The following is a 24,076-nucleotide window of genomic DNA, read 5'->3' on the forward strand; positions in this document are numbered from 1 at the left end:
ATGTAGAACGTACGTTAAGCGCAGCCTTCTGAAACCTTACTTTATTTAATTTGGTTATTAGGCTATCAAGAAGCATCAAACTGACCTCGCTTCATAACCCTTTCCTCTGCTAAATTTTCGATGACCTTGGCATTTCCTATCCATTGTAGAGATCTTCGCTCAATCGTCTGAGTAGCAGCCTTGGTAAGATTGTCGACCAGTTCGGGCGATGAAATCATTTTGATTAACTTATCAACCATATCTTCGAGGTTTCCACTTTGAAAAAGTAACGCATTGTGCTCATCAGTTAACAATTCTTTTATATTAGGACTGTCATCTGCCAATATCGCTTTCCCCATCGCTAAGTATTCAAGCAGTTTTAGAGGCGACGCCCATGGCGTAACCGCTGGCTGAAGAGCAATGTCGATTTGACTCAACCAATATGGCATTTTGTCTCTAGCGACTAAACCTGTAGATATAAATTGCTCCGTAAAACCCAATTCATCAGCAAGTTCATTTAGGCTAGGTAACACAGGGCCATCCCCAACAAGCAAAAAAACAATGTCTTTTCTATTAAGGGAAGCTAACGACCGCATGACCTTGTCAAGGTGGTGCCACTCCCTACAAAACCCTACAAACCCTACAACACACTTTTCCTTCAGTTTAGGTAGTCGTTGAGTGTAAAGAGACGGGTCGAAACGAGCCTCATCGACCCCGTTAGGAATTACCTCAATTCGTTCTCTAGGTACCCCCGCATTAAATATAAATTCCGCAAGTACTTGCGTGACGGGCAATACAACGTCAGCATTACGCCAAGCATAATATTCTGACCATCTAGCTAGCCGCTTAAGAGAAAGTCCACCATAGTCAATCCGTTCTTCATACAAAGGAGAGTTGACCTCTAACAGTAAAGGTACTTTACAAAGCTTGGCTGCCCAAATTCCGCCGGTAAAAAATAAGTTATAGCGTTCATAAATAACATCTGGCTTGAATTTCCAGATAGACCACAGCATTTTAAAAAACGCCCAGAAGCTATAGGAGTATTCTATAGACTCATACAGCATTTGAGGTAAATGGTTCTTAAGCTTACTGACAAAACCACCATTGCTGCCGAAACTAGACTGTTCAGTCATTTTCGGTGCTACAATATGAACGTTGTGCCCCAGCTTTCGAAGTGCATTTACGATCTCCTCGATATGAACATATTGCCCGTCTTTGCTGGCAACTCTGTGATGATAGAGTATCTTCATTGACTTATAGTTCTTATTAGGCATTTATCTTGCTCAGCACACCAAGCATTAGGAAGAAAAGGATATTCAGGAAAACCAATTTTTTCCCTACTTTCATATGTTAGATTCGAGGTGTCTAATTCCGGTGTATCAACCTCACCCACTATTATATTTTGCGATATTACAGTTTCTACGTATTGGTTATCTGTAGCTAACATACTGTCATAGCCAATTCTGTCGAATATAAAAACATTTTCTCTAAGTGTGATGCTATTTTCGGTATGTTTTCTTCCTTCTTGAGCATAACCAATCGCTTGTCCATTCGATGACATAGCCCCTTGCTGAAGCAATGATTTGCTCAAAACAAGCTTACCGCCGTTTGGTACATCAAGTAGTCTGCTATCTACACCTGATAGTGATGCTATAATACTGCCGTGAATTTCGGTAACAGCTCCCCTACTTTTGATTTCGTGTCCTTCACTCTTTGAAGCAATAAACATACTATCGTAGATATAAAGCTCTGCTGTATTAGTATAGACACCATGAGCCCGTCCTAAACGTCCCAACTGTTCAAAACGACTATCATAAATAAGGATTCTGCTGGTTTTGCTAGTGGCTTCTAGTACACCATTCTCGCTACTGTGAAAATACACATGCTCTAACGTCAGGTTTGCCCCCTCTTGACGGATACACGCTCCGTTCCGGTCACCTACTGTAATACCTCTGCATTCAATATTTTTAACGGTTAAATCATCAGCATAATTAACGATATACCCTTTTCCTCTTATTGCTGCTTTTTCAAAAACCACATGCCCCTTTCCAATAATGGTAAGACGGTTGTGATGTATTTCAAAAGGTTCAGAATATACGCCTTGTGCAATTTCCAGCGTATCACCATCTTTGAGGCTTTTAAGAGCATTTTGAAGAGATTCAAAAGGTTTCCCATTCACAAAATGTAGGTTAGAAGAAGTGTATTCATCGCTTGGCTGCCATTTCGAAAAAACTGCTTCTATTTCTTGTTGAAGGCTTGGGAACTTAAGCATTTCGTTACGCTCACTGGCCTTCGCCGAAGTATAATATTTACTCAAAATTTTACTTGAAACTTTATCGACTAGGTCTGGACGCAATACTATAAATATAATCAGCACAATATGACCTAATAAGCCCGTATAAAAAAAGTATCTTTTCAGCATGATGAGCGTATTTTCTTTTATGCTCATGATGGCTCTACCTTGTCTTCATTAATTGAGCGGAATAATCTGTAAAGGGAATCACAGCTTTCACTCCATGAAAATTTCTCAGCGTACTTACGCGTTTGAACACGTGAAGGCTTCTCATCTAACAATTGGCGAATTCCCTCAGCGATAGCATCGCTTGAGCGCTCAACTAAAATACCTGCATCTTTTGTCTTAACTACTTCGGGCGTACCCCACACCCTCGTCGCAACAACAGGTGTCCCTGATGCCATTGACTCCAGCAGTACATTTGCCCAACCTTCACGACTTGACGCAAGGACTGAAAGATCCGCACTACGGAACCATTTATTTAAATCCGATTGGCTTAGCGCCCCCAGAAACTTGACTCGCTCACTCACTCCTAACTCTTTGGCAAGTAGTTGCAGTTTCTTCAGGTCGGGGCCGTCACCCGCAATTGCAAGAGTTACACCATCCAGCTTTTTTAGTGACTCAATGACTAAGTGATGACCTTTTCGCTCTATCAACCAACCTACTGAGATAATTAAACTCGGAGTACTTAAACCCAAAGAGCTTTTTAAAGTTTGCTGTGCATCATCATCACTGGCACTGAAAAGTGATAGGTCTACTCCATTTCTTACAACAGTTACCCGTCTGTCATCGACTCCTAGTGCTATCATTTCGTCTTTAAGTGCTTGGCAAACGCTCATCATGTGGGATGAATTCTCGAAAACCGACTGTAGCATTTTTCGAGCTCTTGGATATGTGGGCACTAAATTGATATCAGTCCCTCTTGCAGTGCAGGTAAAAGGAATGTTAAGTCTGCTTGCCACTCTTTCAATAGCAACTCCGTCAGGGTAAAAATAATGTCCATCAATCAAATCGACATTTTTGCGTTTTAGAAGCTTGTGTAATGTTTTTTTGATAGCTTTAGACAAAAAAAATGGAGTTATATACATACCAATTTTTGGTAAGACTACATATTTGGGATGGAAAACTGTAATGCCGTCTATAGTTTCACTGTATGGTACACCGGCATATTTTGCGTATTCGCCAAACTTTTTCCACGAGAAAGGAAACCACGGCACAGGAGCAATTACCGTGGCCGATATTTCTGGGTAAGCACGCAGTAGTTGCTTTAGTCGTGTGTGAACAAAAACACCATGCTTTAGATCGTTTTTGTTTGGATAAAGTGTGCTAATGGTGACAATTTCCATCAACTTTACTCTTTTACGAATTTAGGAGATGTAGAAAAGAGCCCCTGATTTAATTCTACAAGGCGTTGAGCACCAGCAAAGTCACCAGGAGTTCCAATGTCGAAGAATAATCCTTTTGTTTTGAACACATCTATATTTAACCCTTTATTACCTAATACATTTTTTTCAAAGCTAAAACGCTCAGGTTGGTCTAAAAAAGCGTAATGAGAAGTTTTCAACCAATAGATTCCTGCATTAATAAGCCCTTTGCCGCTCTTCCCTTTTTCAGAGAAACCAATGAGCTTTCCTTGTTCAATATTGGCCGCGCCAAAACGAGACAGGTCATTTACTTCTGTGCATACGAGCCCCAGATCGCTTTCGTTTTCACGCATGTCCCGAACAAATTTCGGTAAAGAAAATTCAATAAATGAATCTGCATTTGCAACTATCACATGTTTGTCATAACAAAGCGCCAGCGCTTCCCTAATTGCCCCACCAGTTCCGAGAGGTTCACGCTCAACTGAAAATTCAATATCCCAATCTGCAAAATGATGCCTAACTTCTTCTTCTACCATTTCAGAAAGATGTGAAACTGCTAATATGAAACGTCTTATCCCCTGATTTCGAAAATTCCAGAGTACGTAGTGTAAAAAAGGTACATTATTTACCTCCGCTAAACACTTAGGGTAATTGTCCCCAGTCACACTATGCAACCGAGTCCCTAGACCACCGGCAAGAAGAATGGCTTCCACACTTACTCCTAAGGTTTGTATTTAGCAAACAGTGTTTCTTCGACAATAGCGCATATAATGTGGCCAATGCTAATGTGTGACTCTTGGATGAAAGGCGTACACGTTGAAGGTACGTTTAGCGTTATGTCACACATTTCGGGTAACTTTCCTGCATCACCACATAAAGCAATGGTATGTATGCCCATTTCTTTTGCTTGTTCCACTGCCTTCACAACGTTCGCCGAATTTCCAGATGTACTTATTCCAACAAATATGTCACCTTCTCTGCCATTCGCCTGAACTTGGCGAGAAAACAGATTTTCGAAACCATAATCGTTACCAATAGCTGTTAACATTGAAGTGTCCGTGGTCAAAGCAATTGAAGGCAAACCTGGACGGTCAAAGTTAAATCTGCTTACAAACTCTGCTGCAAGATGTTGAGAATCAGCAGCGCTGCCGCCATTTCCTGCAAACATTACCTTATTTCCCCGTTGCAGCGCTTCTATACACAATTCGCTTGCTTCAACAATTCGCTCTATCAATGCACTATCGTTAAGTATTTTCTGTTTTACCTCAATACTCTTTTCGAAGTGACTTTTTATGTATTGTGTACCGTCCACGCTTTTACCCCAAAATTTGTAAATTGAAAATTATGTACTTGCCCCGAAGTCTGCTTTAGCCTTTTGATGAGCGGTTGCTTGTCAACTGGGTCAACAAAAAGCATCATGAAACCACCTCCACCAGCCCCTGATAATTTTAGAGACTTTGCGCCATTTTCGATAGCCATGGAAGCTACCTCTTCAATATAGGAGTTTGAGATCGAAGATGATGTTGATTTTTTCGCCAACCATGACGCCTCTAATACTCTCGACATACCTTCTATATCATTGCGCAATAGGCACTCTTTCATTTCAAAAGCACTTTGCTTAACCATATGAAGTGCCTCTAATGACTTGTCACTATCTGTCTTTGTTGATGCTTTTATTTGATCATCTATGATCTTACCAGAATCCCGAGACAATCCTGTGAAATAAAGTACGATCTGACTTTCAAGCTCGTTTTGTATGTCGTTTCGGATACGCAGCGGATTCACTAAAACCCTATCTTGATAAAACTCCATAAAATTGAAGCCACCAAATGTGGCTGCGTATTGATCTTGTTTCCCCCCTGACAATTTGCAATCTTCTCGCTCGATTTCATAAGCAAGATGCGCTAGATCATATTCACCGAGAGGTAATTTAAGTAGTTCCCTAAAGGCAGCAAGAATAGCCACAACCATAGTTGAGGAGGAGCCTAACCCGCTCCCTGGTGGGGCATCAGAAAAGGTTATAATGTCAAGGCCAATAGGCTCACCATTGTTAAAGTCTTGTACGACCCGTTTGTAAATAGCTTTATGAAGAATTAATTCATCTTCAACTACAAGTTCATCATGTATGTTCTGTGTATAGGTCTGCTCTATATCTTGAGCTTCAAAACAGATTTTATCGTCATCCCTGGTCTGAATTGTCGCGTAAGCAAACATGTCGAGTGTTACATTTAGTATAAAACCGCCATATTTATCACTATATGGGGATACATCCGTACCACCTCCTGCTAACCCTATACGAAGCGGTGCCTTAGTTCGTACTATCATTGCTGTTTTTCCTTGGGTAAAGTTTATCGAGAGGCTTTAGCGCACCTTCCCAACTATATCGCTCAACTATCCAGTTCCGATTTTTTTCACCGATTGCCGCAGAGCGCGCACTGTCAGAAACCAGGTCTAGAATTGTCTGAGCCATAATATTTTCATCATCAATGACTAAACTCTCTTGTTCCGCTGGTAACGCTATTCCCTCCTGTGCCATAGGGGTCATGACCACTGGCTTGGCCATTGACATTGCTTCAAGCACTTTATTTTGGACTCCCCGAGCGATACGCAAAGTCGCCACTGCGACTAGGGCTTTGTCGATATAAGGACGCACATCGACGACTCTCCCTGTAACAATAACACCTTGGATTGAGGACAGCTTTTTAACTCGCTCCGTGGGTTTCCCTCCAACTATGTAGAAAGTCAGTGCTGGGTGCTTCTCTATTACTAGTGGCCACACGTTTTCACAAAACCATACCACCGCATCTTCGTTGGCCCAATAATCCATTGCGCCTGTAAAGCAAATTGAGGGGCATTCCTCAGAAGGACTATCAGTGTGATCAAACTTAGCAGAAGGGTCAAAATAATCGGTGTCTACGCCATTACTGAGTGTAACTATCTTGTCACTATAAGCGTTGGGAGAAAGTGATTTAAACAAGTCTCTTTCTTCGTCTGTTATAAGCGTTATTGCGTCAAACTCTGAAAGAACCTTTTGCTCTAACTTTTTTAGTAGTTTGTATTCTCTTGCATAAATTAATTGCGAATAGAAAGGCTTGTTTTCACAGTACTGACGCCATTTATCACTGTCTACATCGGCCATATCTAGAACACGTTTTTTGTTTTTGTATTCTGGGAAGTCAATAAACTGAGCCATCCCTGAAGAATATACGAATAGATACTCTATACCATGGTCATTAATAACCTCGTGAACCCAACTTTGTAATTCTTCATTTCTGTAATGTGCAGTAGAAACAGACTCGGCTAACACTAGGGATTTTAAACCACTTGTTAGGTATCGTTTGCGCGTAATGTCGATGAATTTTACTTCTTTACAGTAGGCTTTTACATCGTCTATGTATTTTTTATCAAAATCATCATCAACAAAACTACCCAAATAAAGCTCAAAGCGCTTGCTTAGGTAATTCATAAGATTAAAGGTTGTAATCTTATCCCCTTTATTTGGAGGAAAGGGCATCCTGTGGCACAGAAATAACAAAGGAGGCTTCATGAACGTCTCTCATTTTCTTCTTTTACTAAAAACTGACACAACATCATTATTGTCCATAACGCGGCGGCATGGTCGTATTTCCCGCTAATGTGTTGTTGAGCTTTCTCCAACAAAGCATTTTTATCGAAAATTTCGTGTCTAGAAACACATTCAGAAGATAACAAACTTATCATTTTTTGTTTCAGCGGTCCTCGTAACCATTGAGCCATTGGCACACTAAAGCCCATTTTCTCGCGATATAGAGTGTCCTTGGATAGGAAAGGCTCAAGAGCCTTTTTGAAACTGAACTTTCCTTCACCATTATTCAAATTCAGTCTTGAGGGCAGCCTGAAGCCCCACTCTACTAGCTTATGATCAAAAATAGGAACTCTAACCTCAAGTCCGTGAGCCATGCTTGCTCGATCCACTTTGGTATGAATATCACCCGTAACCCAAGTTTTATAATCGAGATACTGTGCTTCTTTAAGCTTATCCTCAAATTGCTTGCCTTTAAGTACGTTGGCAAATACTTGATTCGAGCTGTATTCGCCAATATGACGCTTAAAGCTTTCATGATAAAGAGTCTTCGCTCATCAAAACGCAGTTTGCTCACACTATTTAGGTAGGCTTCTGAAGAACTCAAAGATAAAGATTGTAATGTCGTTTTTGCTCGTAAAAATTGGGGAGCCCAATCAAGCTTTGGATAAATACTTCCTAACAAACCGAATACTCGTCGCCTAATCGAATCAGGAATAATATCTCGTACTCTTTGTTCATTTATATGGAGGCGATACCTACGATAGCCAGCGAAAAGTTCGTCGCCGCCGTCTCCTGAAAGCGCTACCGTCACATGTTTTCTCGCTAGCTCACAAACCTTGTAGGTGGGGAGAGCCGATGAATCAGAATAGGGCTCATCATATAACTCTACCATTTTGTCAATCAACGAAAAATCTTCGTGATTTACTACCTCTGAGTGGTGTGAAGTTTCATATTGTTTAGCAACTAATGATGCAAATTCGGACTCATTATAGTCAGGAACATCGAAACCTATTGAGAGTGTAGTAACAGGCTCTTTGCGCAGTGCAGACATCATTGCTACGACCGCACTTGAATCAACTCCCCCGGATAAGAACGCTCCCAGGGGAACTTCTGACTCTAAGCGAATATCCACGGCTTCACGAAAACGCTCAACTAGAACTTCTTTGTCTAGTTCGTTGTATTGTGGTTGATCCCACGGTAAATCCCAATATTGTACTTGCTGTGGTAAAGTCTCTGCATTCCCCCGCTGGAACAACAAGTAGTGGCCTGCCTCTAATTTTTGCACTGAAGAATAAATACACTTTGGGTCAGGTACATAACCAAAAGTGAGGTAATCTTCTATTGCTGAATAATTTAGCGTTCGGTCAAACTCAGGATGCGCTTTTAAAACTTTCAGTTCTGAGCCAAAAATCACACTGCCATCAGCAAGTTGAGAATAATGTAGCGGTTTGATGCCTAACCTATCTCTCGCTACAAATAGCTGCTGTTTAACTTCGTCCCATATGAGAAAAACGAACATTCCTCGCAGTTTACTTAAACACTCGACCCCCCACTCCCTCCATGAATGCAGTATAGTCTCCGTGTCACTATGCGTTTGATATTGATAGCCTTTTGACTTAAGTTCTTTAGCAATGTCATGATGATTAAATATTTCACCATTAAAAACTATTACTACATTTTTATCTTCGCTATAGATGGGTTGACCACCGCCCGAGATATCTATTATTGATAAACGACGATGTCCTAAAGCAACTCCATCTCCAAAGTAAAAACCTCCAGCATCGGGCCCTCTGTGTATTTGAGCATTGTTCATGTCTTCTAGCGCTTGTTTAGATACAAGTTGCTCTTTGTCAAAACTGAATATTCCGCTAACTCCGCACATGCCGGTTTCTCATTGGTTATATAAGGATAAATAATCAGAGACCATTTTATCTTCATCAAAATCTTTACAAATTCTTTTACGTGATGCATTTGCGAAACTGCTTAGTAAATCTGACGACTCGAAAAGCAATATCATTGCATCGGCCAAGGCATCTGCATTCTGCGAAGGCACAATTACACCTTCTTTTTGTGTAACTACCTCAGGCATTCCTCCTACGTCAGTTACTATTGCGGGAACACCACTTGCCATAGCCTCTAATAATGTCATTGGTATACCTTCACCGATAGATGACATAACGAATACCGAAAAGCTTCTGTAGACCTCAGGCATATCTTCACGCAACCCTATCAAGCTTATTTTTTTTGACATATTTTTTGAAGTAATGTGGTTTCGCAAAGTCGATTCGCTCTCCCCCTCTCCAACAATATTCAAGCTCGCTTTTTTAGCAAATTCAGCGTTACGACAAGTCGCTAAGCAAAACGCATCTATTAGCAGTGTCTGGTTCTTGATAGGGCTAAGACGGCCCACATGGCCTATAACAAACTCATCACTCGACTTGTTCTGAGGTGCGAAGAGCTCAGTGTCGATACCATTTCTAATTAGCTTTGTCTTACTAGTAGAAAGACCGACCGTATTTTCTAACCACTTATGTAACTCTAATGAAACTGACACCCAAGTATGGATAAATGGCGAAACTAACCTTCTTAATAGCTGATATTTTTTATTGTCGCCAAAGGGATCATATACGTCTCTTCCATGCTCTGCATGAATCCGAACTTTTACGCCAGCTAAGGCTGACAACACTTGGAGCTCTAGCGTCGCAAGGTTATAGCTATGAACCACGTCGGGCTGGTAAGCTCGCAAAAGTTTCCACCATTTAAAAAAAAGTCCAAAGTCTTGACCATCTTTTTTGTCTAACGCTACCACGTTTGCATTACTAGGAAGTAGTGAAGCAAAAGAGTCGGAATAAGAAGTGAGACAGACTACTGTATGCTTATAATTTTTCGGCATACGAGAGACAGTGTTAACTAGTACCCTTTCAAGACCACCGACATGTAGTCCGTATACCACATGAAAAATAGTCTTAGTCATGGCGCAGCCTTTATTTCAACTGGAGGTAAAGGTAAATTTCCTAACCGCTTTAATACAATGTCAACTGAAAGGTTTTCGGGTATTTCTGCAACGACATAATAACCATCGGCTCTTTTACCAGAAATACGATTGAGAAATTGCTGCCACTTTGCGGTTAAAGCAGGAGCTACAGATTGGTTTTCCAGCTGGTACCAAATCAATAGCTTCTTACTATGCCCGTGTACATTTTGAATCTTGATTACTTCGTAAGAATTATTATTTCTACGAATTAGCTCTTTAGCTTTAAGTAAGCTGAACTCGTCATCATTGAATGGTCGATGTAAAGAACTTACTAATTCCTGCGTATCACTATCATCGCGATAGGTTAATCTCAACGGGATGTTATCTAGAAAGCCGCTCCATGTAGGTTGAATAGAATCATCCTTGACCTCCATCCAGCTAAGTGTTCCTTGCTCTACTGGTTGATAGTTAGAATTAAGTAGATAATTTACGTTAATATCTTCAGGTAGCTTCTCATTACTTATTCCAAAGTGGGACAATAATGGAAAGAGAATAACTAACACGGATGCAAAAACTACCGAATTGTTTGCTTGAATACTCCCATTCCCCCCACTGTCTTTTTGATTCACTTGGGGATCGTTGCCGAAAGTTCCAAGAAAAAACAGAATGATTAGAACGAATAGAAAGAAAAACCATCCATAAACTAAATGATCAGCTCCGACAGCATGTTGCATATCTGTAGCATAACCTATGACCATGATACCAAAAGCTCTGATGCCATTCGCAATTATGGGGACAAATGCGCAAATCATTGCGAATAGCAGCCGCTTCCATAAACGTTGATAATTTAGGTAAGCCAAGAGCACGCCTAGTGCAAAAGTTCCTATTAAAAACCTGATCCCAGCGCAAGCTTCTGCTACGTGGAAGGTGCCGTTTGGCAAATAGAGATACAGCCCCTCACGATACACCGGAATACCTACCGCCATAAGGAGTTGGCAGCTAATATCTGCAGTAATTACCTGTAAATGTGGGACAAGTTCTTCTCCGAAAGGAACAGCGAAGTATAGGTAAAAAACGGGAAACGCAATAACTTTGAAAACACTGTTTCCTACTAGCGTCCAGGTGATCAATATAAGCGAGGTAACGGCACAAAAATGTGAAACAAGCTGTACAGACAGTTGCTGCGCTAAAAAAAATAAAGTTTGAGTGATTAGCAGTGGAATAATTACCAACCAAGTAGGGCGGTAATCTAAGCTTTTTAGGCGGATCCTCTTTTCGTATAAGAGATAGAGAGTTATAGGTAAAATAAAAAAACAATGTTTGTAAGTTTCGGACTGAGACCATACTGTCACCATGTGTTGAAGCGTTTGGAAGTAAACGTATCCCCAAACTAAAAACACAAGTGCCCCGCAAGCCAAGTAAGAATTCACCGAACTTTGTCTCATTGACATATATTCCTGCAAAACATCAGCGAACCGCGCTCTAACCTAAAAAGCGGCTTAGGTAAGGTCCTAAGCGCTCAGAAATAAACAAAGGAAGCTTTTTCCAGATTTTGATGAAATACTTATACTTAGGATTATCTGGACTCAAGTTTGGCAGATTATTGGCTTTAACTAAATGACAATAATAAAAGAGTGGCTTTGGCTCAATTCCCCATGTTTTTTTATAACTTCCCGACCCCGAATTGTTTTTACTCCGCCCAAAGTCAAATATCTCGCAGTCACGATTAGCCCTAGCTCGACACATTAGGGTGTAATACATGAAGTCATTACCTCTGCAATGCCTAGCTTCTGGGGTACCGCCTCCGTAATATGGCAACACTGTGTTTTTATAGTAAAAAGATAAGACAGCAGATACGGGCTTTTTCCCATTCTTTATACTCAAAAGCTCTACTTTGTCGCCGAATACTTCCTTAAGCTTTGAAAAATAACGCTTTGGAAATACCGGTGTCCCAAGATTTCTTACACTTTCAGAATAAATGCGGTGTACATCGCTAATGTCAGACGTTTCTTCCGCGGTTAAACCATTCTTTAGCGATTGTCGTATGTTCGCACGCTGCTTTTTCTTTATTGATTGTAATATCGCTTGATCGTCGTCCGCAATTGGCATTAGATAGGTAGAGTGGTTGCAGTTTAGAGTTATATTCGGGTTATTGTAACGTGGCTTGAAATATCTGAACTCAACGTAATCAACATTGAGTTTACGTCCTAGTTCAACGGCTGCATTCTCCAACTGCAACAACCCGGCTTCATCGTCAGTCTATCGCTCCACCATAAACACAAAATGGTGTCGATATTAAGACATGACCGAATAGCCTGCTTTTCTGTTCAAATAGAGGCAACACACCACAAATAATGTTATTTCTCTCTAAAAATAAATAGTGAGGTGTATGTTTATAAATCTTTGAAATTACTTCTCGCCAGCCACTAAGATGAAAAAAGCTACCATCTTCGTGACTATCAACGTACGCATCCCATAGTTCAAACTCGCTTTTTTCTGTCGCTAGCTTACAAACTCTTTTTGACATCGCGTCTGTTCCTTCAGTTTATAAACATCTTCCATTGTTCCCCATTGAAAATCGTTCAATAAAGAGCGGAGTTTCCCTTCCATGTGACTCAGATTCACGTAGTGACGAAAACGAGACTTCATAGGTACTTTCTTTATGCGAGGTTGCTTGGAGTCAATCTCCCATGGGTGGAAATAAAAGTTATATGGTTCAGTTTCAGACCTCAAAAATTGCTCAATCCTGCGCTTTGATAACCAATAGGGAAAAAGCCTGAAATATCCACCTCCTCCGATACCTTTATTTGTCTCTCTGTTTCTTAAGGTTGGTATTGGTATTTCTACAATACCCTCTGGGCGGGTATGCATAAAGCGGGGCCAGGCCGGAACGCCATACAGGTCATGTTCAATCGGGTAAGTGCTTGACGAATATATAAAACCTAGTTCAGATAGGACTTCATAAACCCACTGAGTGTTCTCGTTGATCGAAAAACTTGGAGCCCGGTAGCCCAAAACTTCCACGCCTGTTGTGTCTTCAAGAATTTTTTTACTTTTGCCAATGTCTTCAACAAAACCTTCTTTGTCTAAAAAGCCGAGACCGAGTATGATCATATCCATGGCTCGCTACTTCATGGCCTTCCGAAACAAGTCTTCGAATAACTCCGGGGCACCTTTCAGCAACCCACCCCAAGCAAAAAAAAGTTGCTTTTACATCATACTCCGCAAACAGATCTATCAATCTGTTAGTATTATCCCCCACTCTCAGTGGAAGTTTCGACCAATCATTTGGCGAAATTGATTTTTCAAATGCCGAAACTTGAAAATAGTCTTCAACATCTACTGTCATTGCATTTTTCAAAGGTTATTCCCGCCAGTAAAGAACTATCTTCCACGCCCAAATAGAACAACTTCAGTTGTCCTGATTAAAATTAATAAGTCGAGTAAAAGACTTTGGTGCTTAACGTAGTACAAATCAAATTTCAGTTTTTCCATAGAGTCAGTAACAGAAGCCCCGTATGGATAATTAAGTTGCGCCCACCCTGCCAACCCAGGCTTTACGTTATGCCTTTGATTGTAATAAGGAATTTCTCGAACTAACTGTTCAACAAACTCAGGTCGCTCAGGTCTTGGGCCAATAAAGGCCATTTCACCTTTAAAAACATTAAATAATTGGGGTAACTCATCTATCCGATATTTTCTAATAAAGTGTCCGATGCGTGTTACTCTATCGTCGTCTTTTGAAGCCCATTTTGCTCCGTCTTTTTCAGCATCAGGGCGCATACTTCTAAACTTCATGATTCGAAATAACTTACCATTAAGTCCTACTCGCTCCTGTTTATACAAAACCGATGTGCCCGTTCTGAAACCGTCATCAAGATAGATAAAAGCGGCAGTAAGTAACATAAATGGCCAAGTAATTATCAATACTATAAGAGCGAGAAATGCATTGATTCCATAATCGAGGGAATCTCTTAAATAATTTTGCGTTGAAAAGCCATTTGAATAAATTACCCAAGAGGGATACATAAGATTAACTACAATTTGCCCAGTTTCTCGTTCCATAAAGTCCAGCAATTCAGTTACTTCAACGCCTCTTAACTTACATTCAAACAATTCTTCTAAAGGCAATGTCCCACGGCGCTGATCACATGCAATAACAACTTCTTCTATTTCGTTGTCATAAATGAACTGACGAAGGTTTTGCTCCAGTCGTATGTGAATAATTTTTTCCGACTTTATGCCGTCTTCACGATTATCGCCAGGAACAGGTATAAATCCAACCAAATCGAACCCTATTCTATCGACATCCCTTCTCATTCGTTTCTCAATAATCGATGCTCTTTCACCCGCCCCAATTATCAACGTTCGGGTTTTCCCCAACCCAAGCAACCCCAAACGTGTCGTGAAGTAACGAAAAACAACCAAAGTGATAATCGAAACAGCGGCCGACGCAGGAAGAAAATAAGGATGAATTTTTAACGAAGTTCCAATGGTTGAACTCACTATCTCAATACAGAAGTAAGAAATACCGACACTAACGAAAATTCGTCTAATTATTCCTCTAAAGGTCTCTCTTAATTTACTTTCATAAAGTCCTACAGAAAGAGAAGATATGACAATGAAGAAAGTAAATAAAAATGTAGTTGTTAAAACCTTGAGAGTATCAACTGAACCATTAAAGTAATAATTATCAAGCATCACATACATTAAATAGGTGATGTAACTCACTAGTGTGAAATCACAGATTACAAGCAAATTAGAACGCTTATTTTGCTTTTTATTGTTTGCAGCCATTAAGTTCAGTCCCTGGCGTTACTAATACATACGCGTCTCAATAATCGTTATATTAAATCAATATACGAAAACAATGAATAGGCCTCGGATCTACTTTTGAACATTTATCAAAGAATAATCTCGAAGTTAGAGCCTTTAAGGCTTGCCTAAATTTTTAATTCAGTTAACAATGATTCTACGAACTATGAGTAAACTTTCGCTTCCAAAAAGGATTTAACAAGGATCGCTCGAATGAAGGTACAGATGTTAAGTTTCAAATTCACTTGCGTAATTTCCATATTACTTTGTTTGTGGAGTTGCTCATCAAATAACGTACTACCTGAAGCAACGTTACACCCATCCTACACAACAGATATAAACGATTACAAGTATCTTATAGGTCCTGGCGATTCTGTAAACATCTTTGTTTGGCGTAACCCTGAGTTATCAGGGTCGTTTAGCGTCAGGCCTGACGGTATGATTACTACTCGATTAATTGAAGATATAGAAGTAACGGGCAGAACACCAACTCAACTTGCAAGGGAATTAGAAGAGCAACTTAGTGTTTATATAAATAACCCTCGAGTGTCAGTAACTATCGGAGGCTATGTGGGGCCTTTTAGTGAGCAAGTAAGGGTGATAGGCGAAGCTACAAACCCAAGAGCCGTGAATTATAAAGAGAATATGACACTTTTAGATTTAATGATATCTGTAGGTGGAATAACAGAGTTTGCAGACGGAAACAATACCCAACTAATACGGATAGAAAACGGGGAACAAAAAGTGTACCGAGTGTTTATAGACGATTTAATTCGGGATGGAGATATTAGTAGAAACGTAGATATGCTCCCAGGAGACATATTAATAGTACCCGAAGCTTGGTTCTAGAACAAAGGGAAGTAAATGTTCGACTTACAGCAGTTGTATGCCCAGATACTCGACTATCTTAAGGGCATATGGATTAAAAAAAGATATATACTCTTCGTTAGTTGGTTAGTTTGCCCTTTAGGATTTTTGTACGCACTTTCCTTACCAGATACATACTCAAGCTCAGCACGAGTCCATGTTGATACACGTTCAATGTTGGCTCCATTACTACGGGGCTTAGTAATAAACCCTAACCAAGCACAGGAAGTAAGTTTAATAGCGAAAACACTTAAGAGCAGAGAAAACCTTGAGCGTATTGCAAGAGAGACAGATCTGGATTTAAAAGCAATCGGTCCTGGTGCTTTTGACCAATTGATTAGTGAACTAGAGAGCGATATTAGAATTAGTTCTGGCGGTAGAAGCAATATTTATAATATTTCTTATAAAAACCAAGATCCCAACATTGCGCGCAACGTTGTACAAGAAACGCTTAATCTGCTTATTGAAGGTAGCCTGGGTAAAAATCGAGTACAATCAGATTCTGCATATCAGTTCCTACAACAGCAAATTGATGAGTACGAGCAGAGGCTCACTGAGGCGGAGATGCGTGTAGCAGACTTTAAACGCAAGTATTCTGACATATTACCTGAGACAGGTTCTTACTACTCTCGACTCAAGTCAGCAGAAAGTAATCTAGCAACTACTAGACGCACCATGGTCGAAATTAAAGAACAAATCGCTTCTTTAAAGAAAAATGTAAAGTTAATGCAAAGCGCAGGCTCTAATGACGGTGCTCTGATTCCAACTCGTTACGACTCGAGAATTGAAGCGCTAGAAAACAAACTAGATGAATTAAAGCTTCGTTTTACTGATGAACACCCAGATGTAATCGAGACTCATAATTTACTAGACAGATTAATAGTGCTGAGAAAAAAAGAAGTAGATAGCTATATTTCCAGCATCGAAAATGCATCTTCCATGAGCGCCGACAACCCATTGTCAATAGATATTGGGCAATTAGAAAGTCAGCTGGCACTATTGCAAGTACGAGAAAACGATTACGAATCACAAATAGCTGAGTTGCAGGCGAAAATTGATTTCGTACCGCAACTAGAACTAGAACAAAAAGCGCTAAACAGAGATTACGGCATAATTAAAAGTAAGTATGAGCAATTATTGCAAAGACAAGATTCTGCCGAATTGGGGAAAAAAGCTGACATTTCAGATGATGATCTAAAGTTCCGTGTTATTTCACCGCCAGTTTTACCCAGACAACCTTCAGGTCCAAACAGGATATTGCTTTACACCGCAACTCTAGTTGTTGGCTTTGCAGGTGGGTTAGGCCTAGCATTTATTGTTTCGCAGTTTTCTCCAGTTTTGATGAGAGCCGAACAGTTGTCTGCACTCGTATCACTTCCAATCTATGGAACTGTTGCAGATCTAGAAATTGCGAGTGTTCGCAAAAAACAAAGAAAACACTTGCTGATATTTCTCACTTTATCTTCAATATTACTTGCGATATATGGTGCCCTAGTTCTACTGTCAATGATGAATATAAACCTATATGAGCGTTTTATGTGATGAGTACTATTGAAAAAGCATTGGCGAAAAACAAAAAAACAAGCGCTGTTGAGAATAAATCAGACGAGTCTTTAGATGAAGTCATGGGCCAGGATACTCAATCGGCCGATACTCCTGCTGAGCCCGAAATTAAAGATAAGAAATCGGAAAATATAAACGATTACTCTGCTGAGAAAACGGTCAGTGTAAATGATGAAATCCAACTAGACTTAGAATCACTTAGCGCAAAAGGAATGGTTGATAATAGCGCTGAGAGAAGATTAATTAATGAAGAATACCGAGCAATAAAACGCAAGATCCTATCAAATGCGTTTGGGCCATTATCAAAAACACTTGATCGTAGTAATGTTGTAATGGTGACGAGTTCCAAGCCGGGCGAGGGAAAAACATTCACTGCTGTAAATTTGGCTCTAAGCATAGCGTCGGAACAAGACAAAACTGTGTTACTTGTTGATGCTGACGTGTTAAGGCCCAACGTTATGAAAACTCTAGGCTCTCGTAACAGAGAGGGACTGATTGAATACCTTTTAGGAGAGAAGCAAAATATTTCAGATGTAATGCTTTCTACAAACATTCCTAAACTAAAGCTTATCGCCGCTGGTAAATCTCACCACTTATCTAACGAACTTCTCGCTAGTGAAGTTATGCGGACTACTGTTGATGAATTTTCAACACGTTACAAAGACCGTATCGTAATTATAGATACTCCGCCACTTTTAGGAATAAACGAAACTTCAGTCCTCGCAAATCTAACTGGACAGGCTATCGTTGTTTGTGAGGAGGGCCGTAGTAAAATTCATGATATAAAAAGTTCCGTAGCTCACCTAAACCCTGAAATGGCAATTGGCTTTGTGGTTAATAAATCTTTGAGGCAAGAGAATGGGCCTGGGTATTATGGCTACTACTATGGAAGTAATGGAAGCTAAGAAAATGGAAAGAAAAGGGTTTGGTAATTCTTTAGTTCAGCTTAGCATAATAACTTTGGTAGCTTCATCGAATATACATGCTGCCGATTTTGAATTCACTCCCTCGGTATCAGCCACATTAAATTACGTCGAAAGAGTAACAGATAGCCGAGACAATTTTTTTGCAGGTGAACTATCTCCAAAAGCATTATTAACCTATCAAAGTAATAATTTATCTGCTTCTGCAACAGTGAATAACAGAAATATCTATAGAGATTTTTCTGGTGACTCATTTGAAAGTTATTTGACTAGTAGCTACAACGTTCAGTACGAAGTCCATGACCAAAGTATTTTTTTATACGCAAACGGTTCTCAGCAATATAACTCAATAAATTCTAGCAATTTACTTATAGACGACTTGGTTACCAATCCAAGCAACCTAGCGAAAACTAGAAATAATACAGGTGGCCTCCGAACCACTAATTTTGGTAACTCTTGGGTTACGTTATCATCAAATTTATCTGCATCATTATTCGAAAGTGAGAGAAGCAGTACAAGTGAAAGCGCTTTTGACACAAAAAGCTACCGTTCGAGTTTCAACTTAGCTAGTGGCAGCAGGTTTTCATTCCTTCGATGGAACTTGGGAGCCACTTACAGAGAAACTCAGCGAGAAAGTAGTTTTGATACAAAGCGGCGCAACTCATATGCAAATGCTAATTTTGCCATAACTGATCGCTTTTTTTTAGTTGCGGGAATTAACGAGTCTAAGCAGGATTTAAATGGAGTAGATGGTATCGATACGTACAGAACCTACAACGCAGGGGTTTTGTATCAAAATCAAAACAACTTGCTGAGGATCGCATACAACAGTGTTGGAGAACAGAGTACGTTATCAAATAATGACGATAGTGATTTTTATTCGATTGACTTCAGAGTCCAACTCAGCCCCAGGACCAACCTTTCAGGAAGTAAAAATCAAGCATTTTATGGAGACACTGAGTCATTTTCTTTCAATTATGCTAATAGAAAACTTAGAGCTACAGCTACATATTCTGAAGAAGTAACTGCAAATTCATCAATTTTTGACTCCGCCGTTGATGGCGTATTCGTTTGCCCAGAAACTTATCTTACATTAGATGACTGTTTTGTCCCAGATACTCTAAATTACGAATTACAACCTGGCGAGCAATATACTGACCTTTCGACATTTCAAGATAATATTAATGATAGTGAACGGGTAAGAAAAAGTTGGGTAGTAAACACTGGCTATCAGTTTAATCGATTGACTGTCTCCCTCCAAGGGCGACGTCTCCAATCATTGTATTTCGACGACACTCCAGACTCATTACAACACTCTTTCTCAACATCATTGATTGCTCGCATTGGAGTGAAAACGTCACTCAACGCCAATGTTTCTTATATAAAAACAGAATTCGATAGTCTATCAAGAAGCGATTCCGAAAGTTATGTTGGAACAGTCGGGATGAATTTCAGGATAAAAAGAGATATAACTATAGGCGTTCAAGGCCAGTACCGCGATTTAGATTCGTTGAATCAGTTTGACCGTTATCAAGAAAGACGTTTTTTGATAACGCTTTACTACTCGCCTAATGATAGTGCTTCAAACTTGCAACAAAACACCATTAGCAACTGAGTTTAGTCAACTTTTTCAAAAGTTACTGCTCTTTCTTATCATCACTCTTAAGCCGCACATACGTCTTAAACTTTTTCTTCATAAGCTTATCTACGTACTGGGTCATTTTCACTTTCTGTGAAATTGCGTCATCTAACGCATCTACCAACTCTGCTAGCATATCCAAATAATACTTGGTGTCACGAACAACATTCCCTTTCGGCGTCATAATAGTCTGGCTTTCGGGGTGGTCAGCAAATCCCATATGCTCGGTAACTTCAGCGCCGGTTTTATCTGGCTCGAACATTTCGGCTTTCACTTCTTCAATAACCTCGTTTACCGCATCGGCGTTAAAGCTCTCTAGCTCTTCAAGAAAGCCATAAAGCATTATCCTATCCATAAGGGTGTTAATTTTACGAGGTATGCCACGAGAGAACATATGAATGCGTTCTAACGCTTCGTCGCTAAATAGTGCTGAACCATTCCATCCGGCATGTTGTAAACGGTATTCGATATATTCTTTGCACTCTTCTAAAGAAAGTGGTGCTAGATGGCAAGACGCCACAATACGCTGCCTAAACTGCTCCATGTTCGGCGCACGCAGTATAGGCTGTAGCTCTTCCTGACCAAGTAAAAAGCTTTGGATAAGCGGCTTGCCGTTAAGCTGAAAATTGCTCAGCATTCTAAGCTCTTCGATGGTTTCTAACGGAAGGTTTTGCGCTTCATCTACAAGTAATAAAGCACGGCGACCCGCTTTATTTAAGTCGTACAAGAAAATTTCTAACGCTTTAAGAATATCAGCTTTTGAACGCCCCTCAGTAGGGATATCAAATTTGGAGGCGACCATTTTTACTAGTTCGTCTGGCGAAAGCTTTGGCGTAACTATTTGCGCTGCCGCAATATCGTCTTCAATTTCTTCAAGCAGACTGTTTGCTACGGTAGTTTTACCCGTTCCAATTCCGCCAGTAATAACAATAAATCCCTCGGCTTGAGACAGGCCATACTGCAAGTAAGACATGGCGCGCTTGTGCCATTTACTTGCGAAGAAAAATTCAGGGTCTGGGGTTAACTGAAACGGTTTCGAGTTAAGTCCATAGTAACTTTCGTACATGCTATTTACCGTTATTCCATTAGAAATGTGTATTTACAACCAGCGCTTAAAGTTGGTTAAAAACAGCGCACTGCCTTTTACCTATGCTTTTAACCTACATGGTAACTAACAACGCGCCGGTATCGAAGTATTATCGTGTCAGCGACTAGGTTATCGCAGTTTGTTTTCAGTAATGCGTTCGATGATACCTGTAGTCGATACACCATCTTCAAACGTTAACACTTTAACTTCCCCGCCGTTTTCCAGCACTTCAGTGCCACCTGCAATCTCTTCAATTTTGTAGTCGCCGCCTTTAACAAGCACATCTGGTAGTAAGCGGGCAATAACTCGCTGAGGCGTATCTTCTTCAAAGGGTACAACCCAATCGACTGCGCTTAAGCCTGCTAGTACAACCATACGCCTGCTAACGTTATTTACAGGACGACCTGGGCCTTTTAATTTGGTCACAGACGCATCAGTGTTAACTGCAACAACTAAGCGATCACCAAGCTGTGCAGCTTCTTCAAGGTAAGCAACATGACCAGAGTGCAATATATCAAAACAGCCGTTGGTCATGACAATACGTTCGCCGCGTGCTTTAGCTGCTTGAAGCGCTATTTCCAGCTGGTCTTCACTCATCACGCCGCCATCTAAATGTACCGACTGTTCGCCTAATGCTAATGCTAGCTCTGTGTTAGTTACAGTGGAGGTACCCAGTTTTCCAACCACAACACTTGCTGCTAAATTAGCAAGCACACAAGCAGCTTGAAGCGGCAGATTACAGGCCATGGCAACAGCGAGTGTTGAGACAACCGTATCCCCTGCCCCAGTTACGTCGTACACCTCTTTGGCTTTTGCGGGTAGATGAAACTCATTGTTATCTCCACCAAACAATGTCATACCGTCTTCTGAACGCGTTACAAGAAGTGCGTTTAAATTCAGCGATTCTTTTAATGACAGCGCCTTTTCCACCAGCACTTGCTCACTATCTATCTCGCCGACAATACCGCGAAGCTCGTCCATATTCGGTGTAACTAACGTAGCTCCAGCGTATTTACCAAAATCACTACCCTTGGGATCTACTACCACACGCTTGTTCTTACTGCGCGCTTTTTCTATCAGTCCTTGTGGGTTGCTTAAACACCCTTTTGCGTAATCGCTTAGAATAACAACGTCAGCATTGTCTAGCGCTTTATCGAAAGCTAATTCCAATGCTGATTTGTCCGTATCCTGAAAACTCTTCTCAAAATCTAAACGCAGAAGCTGCTGATTTCTGCTCATTACTCGAAGCTTTGTAATAGTATCGAAGCCATCAACTTCGAAGAACTCACAGCGAATATCGTGTGTCTCTAATCGCTCTTTTAATATGATGGCGTTTTCGTCTTTACCGCACATTCCCAGCAAGGTTACCTCAGCCCCAAGGGTAGCCACGTTTACGGCAACGTTCGCGGCACCACCAGCTCGGTCTTCAGAACTATTAACATTCACTACTGGCACGGGTGCCTCGGGTGATATACGCCCTGTACCACCGCTCCAATAACGATCTAACATAAGGTCGCCAACAATAAGCACTTTTGCTTTACTAAAATCTGGTAATATCATGCTGAGAGTAATTTTTTAGACATTGAGTACATTGGCACAGAGTATAACAGCCAAGACCGGCAATACCCACCAACCAAACGCAAATACACTTTGGTATCTTTATATGGTCGAGAACAAGCTCGGGCAAATTTATACGGGTATCACTACTGATCCTAAACGTCGTATTGCCCAGCATAGGGGAATACTCAAAGGAGGCGCAAAGGCGCTTAAAGGCAAGTCTCCTTTAATTTTTAGAGCTGTATTTGAAGTTGCCGACAAAGCGCAAGCGGCAAAGCTTGAATATGCGGTTAAGCAAATGAGCCGCACTCAGAAGAACAGCATTATTCAAATGAAGCGGCTCAACGATTTGCCATGTGTAAAGTCAGCGTTTGAGGACTAAGTGATTGGCGACAGATTTGTCGCCAGATATCATTTAATGAGAGCGCCAAAGGCGAAATACCTTGAAAACTAGGTAGTGAAAAGCTCTCAAGTTGCTAATCTAACCACCTAAAACACCATTGATGATCATAGCGTTACCAATGCTTAGCGTGAAACCTAACGCCGCTACACCTACATTATGTTGATGGTCCACTTCTCGGCGGAAGTTCATGCCAAAAAGTATGATTTTTTTATTCACTAGAACCAATAAGTGAAGTGCGATAGCCAAACCCACACTTACAATCAACCACCCCGTTACATTACTCACATAGCCCGATGGATTGTAGATAAGTAAGTTCTTCGCTGCTGAAACAATCATAGCCGTGCCAAGCAGATTACCACTATGCTCGATAGCGAGCGCTAACTGCCCTTTTTCTAATGCCCCCTGAAACGAGTCATTTTGATTGTCCCGTGCGTATCTGAACTCTAAAATTCGTGTCATTACTAGCAGCATGGTCAGAACTACGGTAAAGCCCGTTACTATGGCAATCAGCGCGTTCATGTCGCTACCGTCTACCCAAATCATAATATTGCGAAGTACTATCGCACTGGCTACTAAGCTCGCAGCATCAACAAGTGCAACGCTAACGCTTCTTTCAGCAATCATTGTGTGAGTGTCTAATTTGTTAAGTACCAGCTTATCGTGAGCAAAGCGACCAAACTTCACTAGCATGATCCCCACAAAACCAAAAGTAACCATGCCAATGGCCGCTTCTTGGTACCCTACCCCTATATGCCGTCCTACTACTGAACTCAGTACAATACATAAAGACAACATGCCCCCGGCAATGCTTATGCCAAACGCAAAGTTATCTTTAACACCAAGTTCTTCAGTTACTGAGTACTTTCTAAATGCACCAGTCAGCCATTTCATAATCATCAGTAGCACTAACGCTATTGCCACATCCATGGCAAGGTAAATTAAAAGTTCCTGCGTTAGAGGTACTAGTTTTAGTAAGGCTTCCACGTTATCTTTGCTCCTTGAACATACAAAGTTCCTTCCTGATCGCTATTCTTCAATCGGTATCGT

Annotated in this window: 21 protein-coding genes and 2 pseudogenes; 5 read left to right on the top strand and 18 right to left on the bottom strand. The window is 40.7% G+C overall.

Annotation, left to right across the window (positions count from 1 at the left end):
- Positions 1–65: 65 nt before the first annotated feature.
- The 15 genes and pseudogenes from ACYX4W_RS17050 to ACYX4W_RS17120 all read right to left on the bottom strand — a co-directional run bounded on the left by ACYX4W_RS17050 (position 66) and on the right by ACYX4W_RS17120 (position 14,972).
- Positions 66–1,253: a glycosyltransferase family 4 protein gene (locus ACYX4W_RS17050; RefSeq protein ID WP_476073954.1), complete on the bottom strand. Its 1,188-nt coding sequence runs from the start codon at positions 1,251–1,253 to the stop codon at positions 66–68.
- A complete protein-coding gene (locus ACYX4W_RS17055; RefSeq protein WP_476073955.1) occupies positions 1,226–2,428 on the bottom strand; it encodes a right-handed parallel beta-helix repeat-containing protein in 1,203 nt (400 codons plus the stop codon). The genes ACYX4W_RS17050 and ACYX4W_RS17055 overlap by 28 nt, the downstream gene beginning before the upstream one ends.
- A complete protein-coding gene (locus ACYX4W_RS17060; protein WP_476073956.1) occupies positions 2,425–3,618 on the bottom strand; it encodes a glycosyltransferase family 4 protein in 1,194 nt (397 codons plus the stop codon). Before ACYX4W_RS17060 ends, ACYX4W_RS17055 begins: the two co-directional genes overlap by 4 nt.
- Before the next feature lie 5 nt (positions 3,619–3,623).
- A complete protein-coding gene (locus ACYX4W_RS17065; protein WP_476073957.1) occupies positions 3,624–4,349 on the bottom strand; it encodes a sugar phosphate nucleotidyltransferase in 726 nt (241 codons plus the stop codon).
- A gap of 8 nt (positions 4,350–4,357) precedes the next feature.
- Positions 4,358–4,948, bottom strand: coding sequence for a D-sedoheptulose-7-phosphate isomerase (locus ACYX4W_RS17070; protein WP_476073958.1), 591 nt, complete (start codon positions 4,946–4,948; stop codon positions 4,358–4,360).
- Entirely contained in the window at positions 4,927–5,961 is a 1,035-nt protein-coding gene (locus tag ACYX4W_RS17075) for a GHMP family kinase ATP-binding protein (protein ID WP_476073959.1), read from the bottom strand. Before ACYX4W_RS17075 ends, ACYX4W_RS17070 begins: the two co-directional genes overlap by 22 nt.
- Positions 5,945–7,183: a TIGR03087 family PEP-CTERM/XrtA system glycosyltransferase gene (locus tag ACYX4W_RS17080; RefSeq protein WP_476073960.1), complete on the bottom strand. Its 1,239-nt coding sequence runs from the start codon at positions 7,181–7,183 to the stop codon at positions 5,945–5,947. Before ACYX4W_RS17080 ends, ACYX4W_RS17075 begins: the two co-directional genes overlap by 17 nt.
- Positions 7,180–7,716, bottom strand: coding sequence for an asparagine synthase-related protein (locus tag ACYX4W_RS17085; RefSeq protein WP_476075492.1), 537 nt, complete (start codon positions 7,714–7,716; stop codon positions 7,180–7,182). Before ACYX4W_RS17085 ends, ACYX4W_RS17080 begins: the two co-directional genes overlap by 4 nt.
- 149 nt (positions 7,717–7,865) lie before the next feature.
- Positions 7,866–9,083: pseudogene (asnB, locus tag ACYX4W_RS17090) on the bottom strand (asparagine synthase (glutamine-hydrolyzing)); the annotation flags it as partial.
- A 9-nt stretch (positions 9,084–9,092) separates the two neighbouring features.
- Entirely contained in the window at positions 9,093–10,175 is a 1,083-nt protein-coding gene (locus tag ACYX4W_RS17095) for a glycosyltransferase (protein ID WP_476073961.1), read from the bottom strand.
- The gene (xrtA, locus tag ACYX4W_RS17100; RefSeq protein WP_476073962.1) at positions 10,172–11,620 is read right to left on the bottom strand and encodes an exosortase A; all 1,449 of its coding nucleotides are present in this window, start codon (positions 11,618–11,620) and stop codon (positions 10,172–10,174) included. The genes ACYX4W_RS17095 and xrtA overlap by 4 nt, the downstream gene beginning before the upstream one ends.
- Before the next feature lie 37 nt (positions 11,621–11,657).
- The gene (locus ACYX4W_RS17105; protein ID WP_476073963.1) at positions 11,658–12,413 is read right to left on the bottom strand and encodes a FemAB family XrtA/PEP-CTERM system-associated protein; all 756 of its coding nucleotides are present in this window, start codon (positions 12,411–12,413) and stop codon (positions 11,658–11,660) included.
- A gap of 16 nt (positions 12,414–12,429) precedes the next feature.
- Positions 12,430–12,702 (bottom strand): hypothetical protein, encoded by a 273-nt coding sequence (locus ACYX4W_RS17110; RefSeq protein WP_476073964.1) that lies wholly within the window; start codon positions 12,700–12,702, stop codon positions 12,430–12,432.
- Positions 12,678–13,524, bottom strand: a pseudogene (locus ACYX4W_RS17115) (XrtA system polysaccharide deacetylase). The gene ACYX4W_RS17110 and the pseudogene ACYX4W_RS17115 overlap by 25 nt, the downstream one beginning before the upstream one ends.
- 35 nt (positions 13,525–13,559) lie before the next feature.
- Positions 13,560–14,972, bottom strand: a complete 1,413-nt coding sequence (locus ACYX4W_RS17120) for a TIGR03013 family XrtA/PEP-CTERM system glycosyltransferase (protein ID WP_476073965.1) — start codon at positions 14,970–14,972, stop codon at positions 13,560–13,562.
- 231 nt (positions 14,973–15,203) lie between these two features.
- Between ACYX4W_RS17120 and ACYX4W_RS17125 the strand changes: the two genes are divergently transcribed.
- The 4 genes from ACYX4W_RS17125 to ACYX4W_RS17140 are packed head-to-tail and all read left to right on the top strand — an operon-like array spanning position 15,204 to position 19,958.
- A complete protein-coding gene (locus ACYX4W_RS17125; RefSeq protein ID WP_476073966.1) occupies positions 15,204–15,839 on the top strand; it encodes an XrtA/PEP-CTERM system exopolysaccharide export protein in 636 nt (211 codons plus the stop codon).
- A gap of 15 nt (positions 15,840–15,854) precedes the next feature.
- A complete protein-coding gene (locus ACYX4W_RS17130; protein WP_476073967.1) occupies positions 15,855–17,399 on the top strand; it encodes an XrtA system polysaccharide chain length determinant in 1,545 nt (514 codons plus the stop codon).
- Positions 17,399–18,325 carry an XrtA-associated tyrosine autokinase gene (locus tag ACYX4W_RS17135; protein ID WP_476073968.1) on the top strand — a complete coding sequence of 309 codons (927 nt, stop codon included), beginning with the start codon at positions 17,399–17,401 and terminating at the stop codon, positions 18,323–18,325. The genes ACYX4W_RS17130 and ACYX4W_RS17135 overlap by 1 nt, the downstream gene beginning before the upstream one ends.
- A complete protein-coding gene (locus ACYX4W_RS17140; protein ID WP_476073969.1) occupies positions 18,306–19,958 on the top strand; it encodes a hypothetical protein in 1,653 nt (550 codons plus the stop codon). The genes ACYX4W_RS17135 and ACYX4W_RS17140 overlap by 20 nt, the downstream gene beginning before the upstream one ends.
- A 22-nt stretch (positions 19,959–19,980) precedes the next feature.
- Here ACYX4W_RS17140 and ACYX4W_RS17145 read toward each other — a convergent pair whose 3' ends face one another.
- Both ACYX4W_RS17145 and hldE read right to left on the bottom strand, forming a co-directional pair.
- Positions 19,981–21,048 (bottom strand): XrtA/PEP-CTERM system-associated ATPase, encoded by a 1,068-nt coding sequence (locus tag ACYX4W_RS17145; protein WP_476073970.1) that lies wholly within the window; start codon positions 21,046–21,048, stop codon positions 19,981–19,983.
- A 150-nt stretch (positions 21,049–21,198) separates the two neighbouring features.
- Positions 21,199–22,629 (bottom strand): bifunctional D-glycero-beta-D-manno-heptose-7-phosphate kinase/D-glycero-beta-D-manno-heptose 1-phosphate adenylyltransferase HldE, encoded by a 1,431-nt coding sequence (gene hldE, locus ACYX4W_RS17150; RefSeq protein WP_476073971.1) that lies wholly within the window; start codon positions 22,627–22,629, stop codon positions 21,199–21,201.
- Between the two features lie 103 nt (positions 22,630–22,732).
- Here hldE and ACYX4W_RS17155 point away from each other — a divergent pair, with 103 nt between their 5' ends.
- Complete coding sequence (locus ACYX4W_RS17155; RefSeq protein ID WP_476073972.1) at positions 22,733–23,008, top strand: GIY-YIG nuclease family protein; 276 nt, start codon at positions 22,733–22,735, stop codon at positions 23,006–23,008.
- 99 nt (positions 23,009–23,107) lie between these two features.
- Here ACYX4W_RS17155 and ACYX4W_RS17160 read toward each other — a convergent pair whose 3' ends face one another.
- Complete coding sequence (locus ACYX4W_RS17160) at positions 23,108–24,013, bottom strand: DUF350 domain-containing protein (RefSeq protein ID WP_269917472.1); 906 nt, start codon at positions 24,011–24,013, stop codon at positions 23,108–23,110.
- Positions 24,014–24,076: the final 63 nt, after the last annotated feature.

Source organism: Alteromonas sp. ABH4_454 (genome assembly GCF_056311775.1).

Bases quoted from the DNA above. Each gene is read 5' to 3' on its own strand.
- ACYX4W_RS17050 (WP_476073954.1), bottom strand. From the start codon at position 1,253: ATGCCTAATAAGAACTATAAGTCAATGAAGATACTCTATCATCACAGA.
- ACYX4W_RS17055 (WP_476073955.1), bottom strand. From the start codon at position 2,428: ATGAGCATAAAAGAAAATACGCTCATCATGCTGAAAAGATACTTTTTT.
- ACYX4W_RS17060 (WP_476073956.1), bottom strand. From the start codon at position 3,618: ATGGAAATTGTCACCATTAGCACACTTTATCCAAACAAAAACGATCTA.
- ACYX4W_RS17075 (WP_476073959.1), bottom strand. From the start codon at position 5,961: ATGATAGTACGAACTAAGGCACCGCTTCGTATAGGGTTAGCAGGAGGT.
- ACYX4W_RS17080 (WP_476073960.1), bottom strand. From the start codon at position 7,183: ATGAAGCCTCCTTTGTTATTTCTGTGCCACAGGATGCCCTTTCCTCCA.
- ACYX4W_RS17095 (WP_476073961.1), bottom strand. From the start codon at position 10,175: ATGACTAAGACTATTTTTCATGTGGTATACGGACTACATGTCGGTGGT.
- xrtA (WP_476073962.1), bottom strand. From the start codon at position 11,620: ATGAGACAAAGTTCGGTGAATTCTTACTTGGCTTGCGGGGCACTTGTG.
- ACYX4W_RS17110 (WP_476073964.1), bottom strand. From the start codon at position 12,702: ATGTCAAAAAGAGTTTGTAAGCTAGCGACAGAAAAAAGCGAGTTTGAA.
- ACYX4W_RS17120 (WP_476073965.1), bottom strand. From the start codon at position 14,972: ATGGCTGCAAACAATAAAAAGCAAAATAAGCGTTCTAATTTGCTTGTA.
- ACYX4W_RS17125 (WP_476073966.1), top strand. From the start codon at position 15,204: ATGAAGGTACAGATGTTAAGTTTCAAATTCACTTGCGTAATTTCCATA.
- ACYX4W_RS17130 (WP_476073967.1), top strand. From the start codon at position 15,855: ATGTTCGACTTACAGCAGTTGTATGCCCAGATACTCGACTATCTTAAG.
- ACYX4W_RS17135 (WP_476073968.1), top strand. From the start codon at position 17,399: ATGAGTACTATTGAAAAAGCATTGGCGAAAAACAAAAAAACAAGCGCT.
- ACYX4W_RS17140 (WP_476073969.1), top strand. From the start codon at position 18,306: ATGGAAGTAATGGAAGCTAAGAAAATGGAAAGAAAAGGGTTTGGTAAT.
- ACYX4W_RS17145 (WP_476073970.1), bottom strand. From the start codon at position 21,048: ATGTACGAAAGTTACTATGGACTTAACTCGAAACCGTTTCAGTTAACC.
- hldE (WP_476073971.1), bottom strand. From the start codon at position 22,629: ATGATATTACCAGATTTTAGTAAAGCAAAAGTGCTTATTGTTGGCGAC.
- ACYX4W_RS17155 (WP_476073972.1), top strand. From the start codon at position 22,733: ATGGTCGAGAACAAGCTCGGGCAAATTTATACGGGTATCACTACTGAT.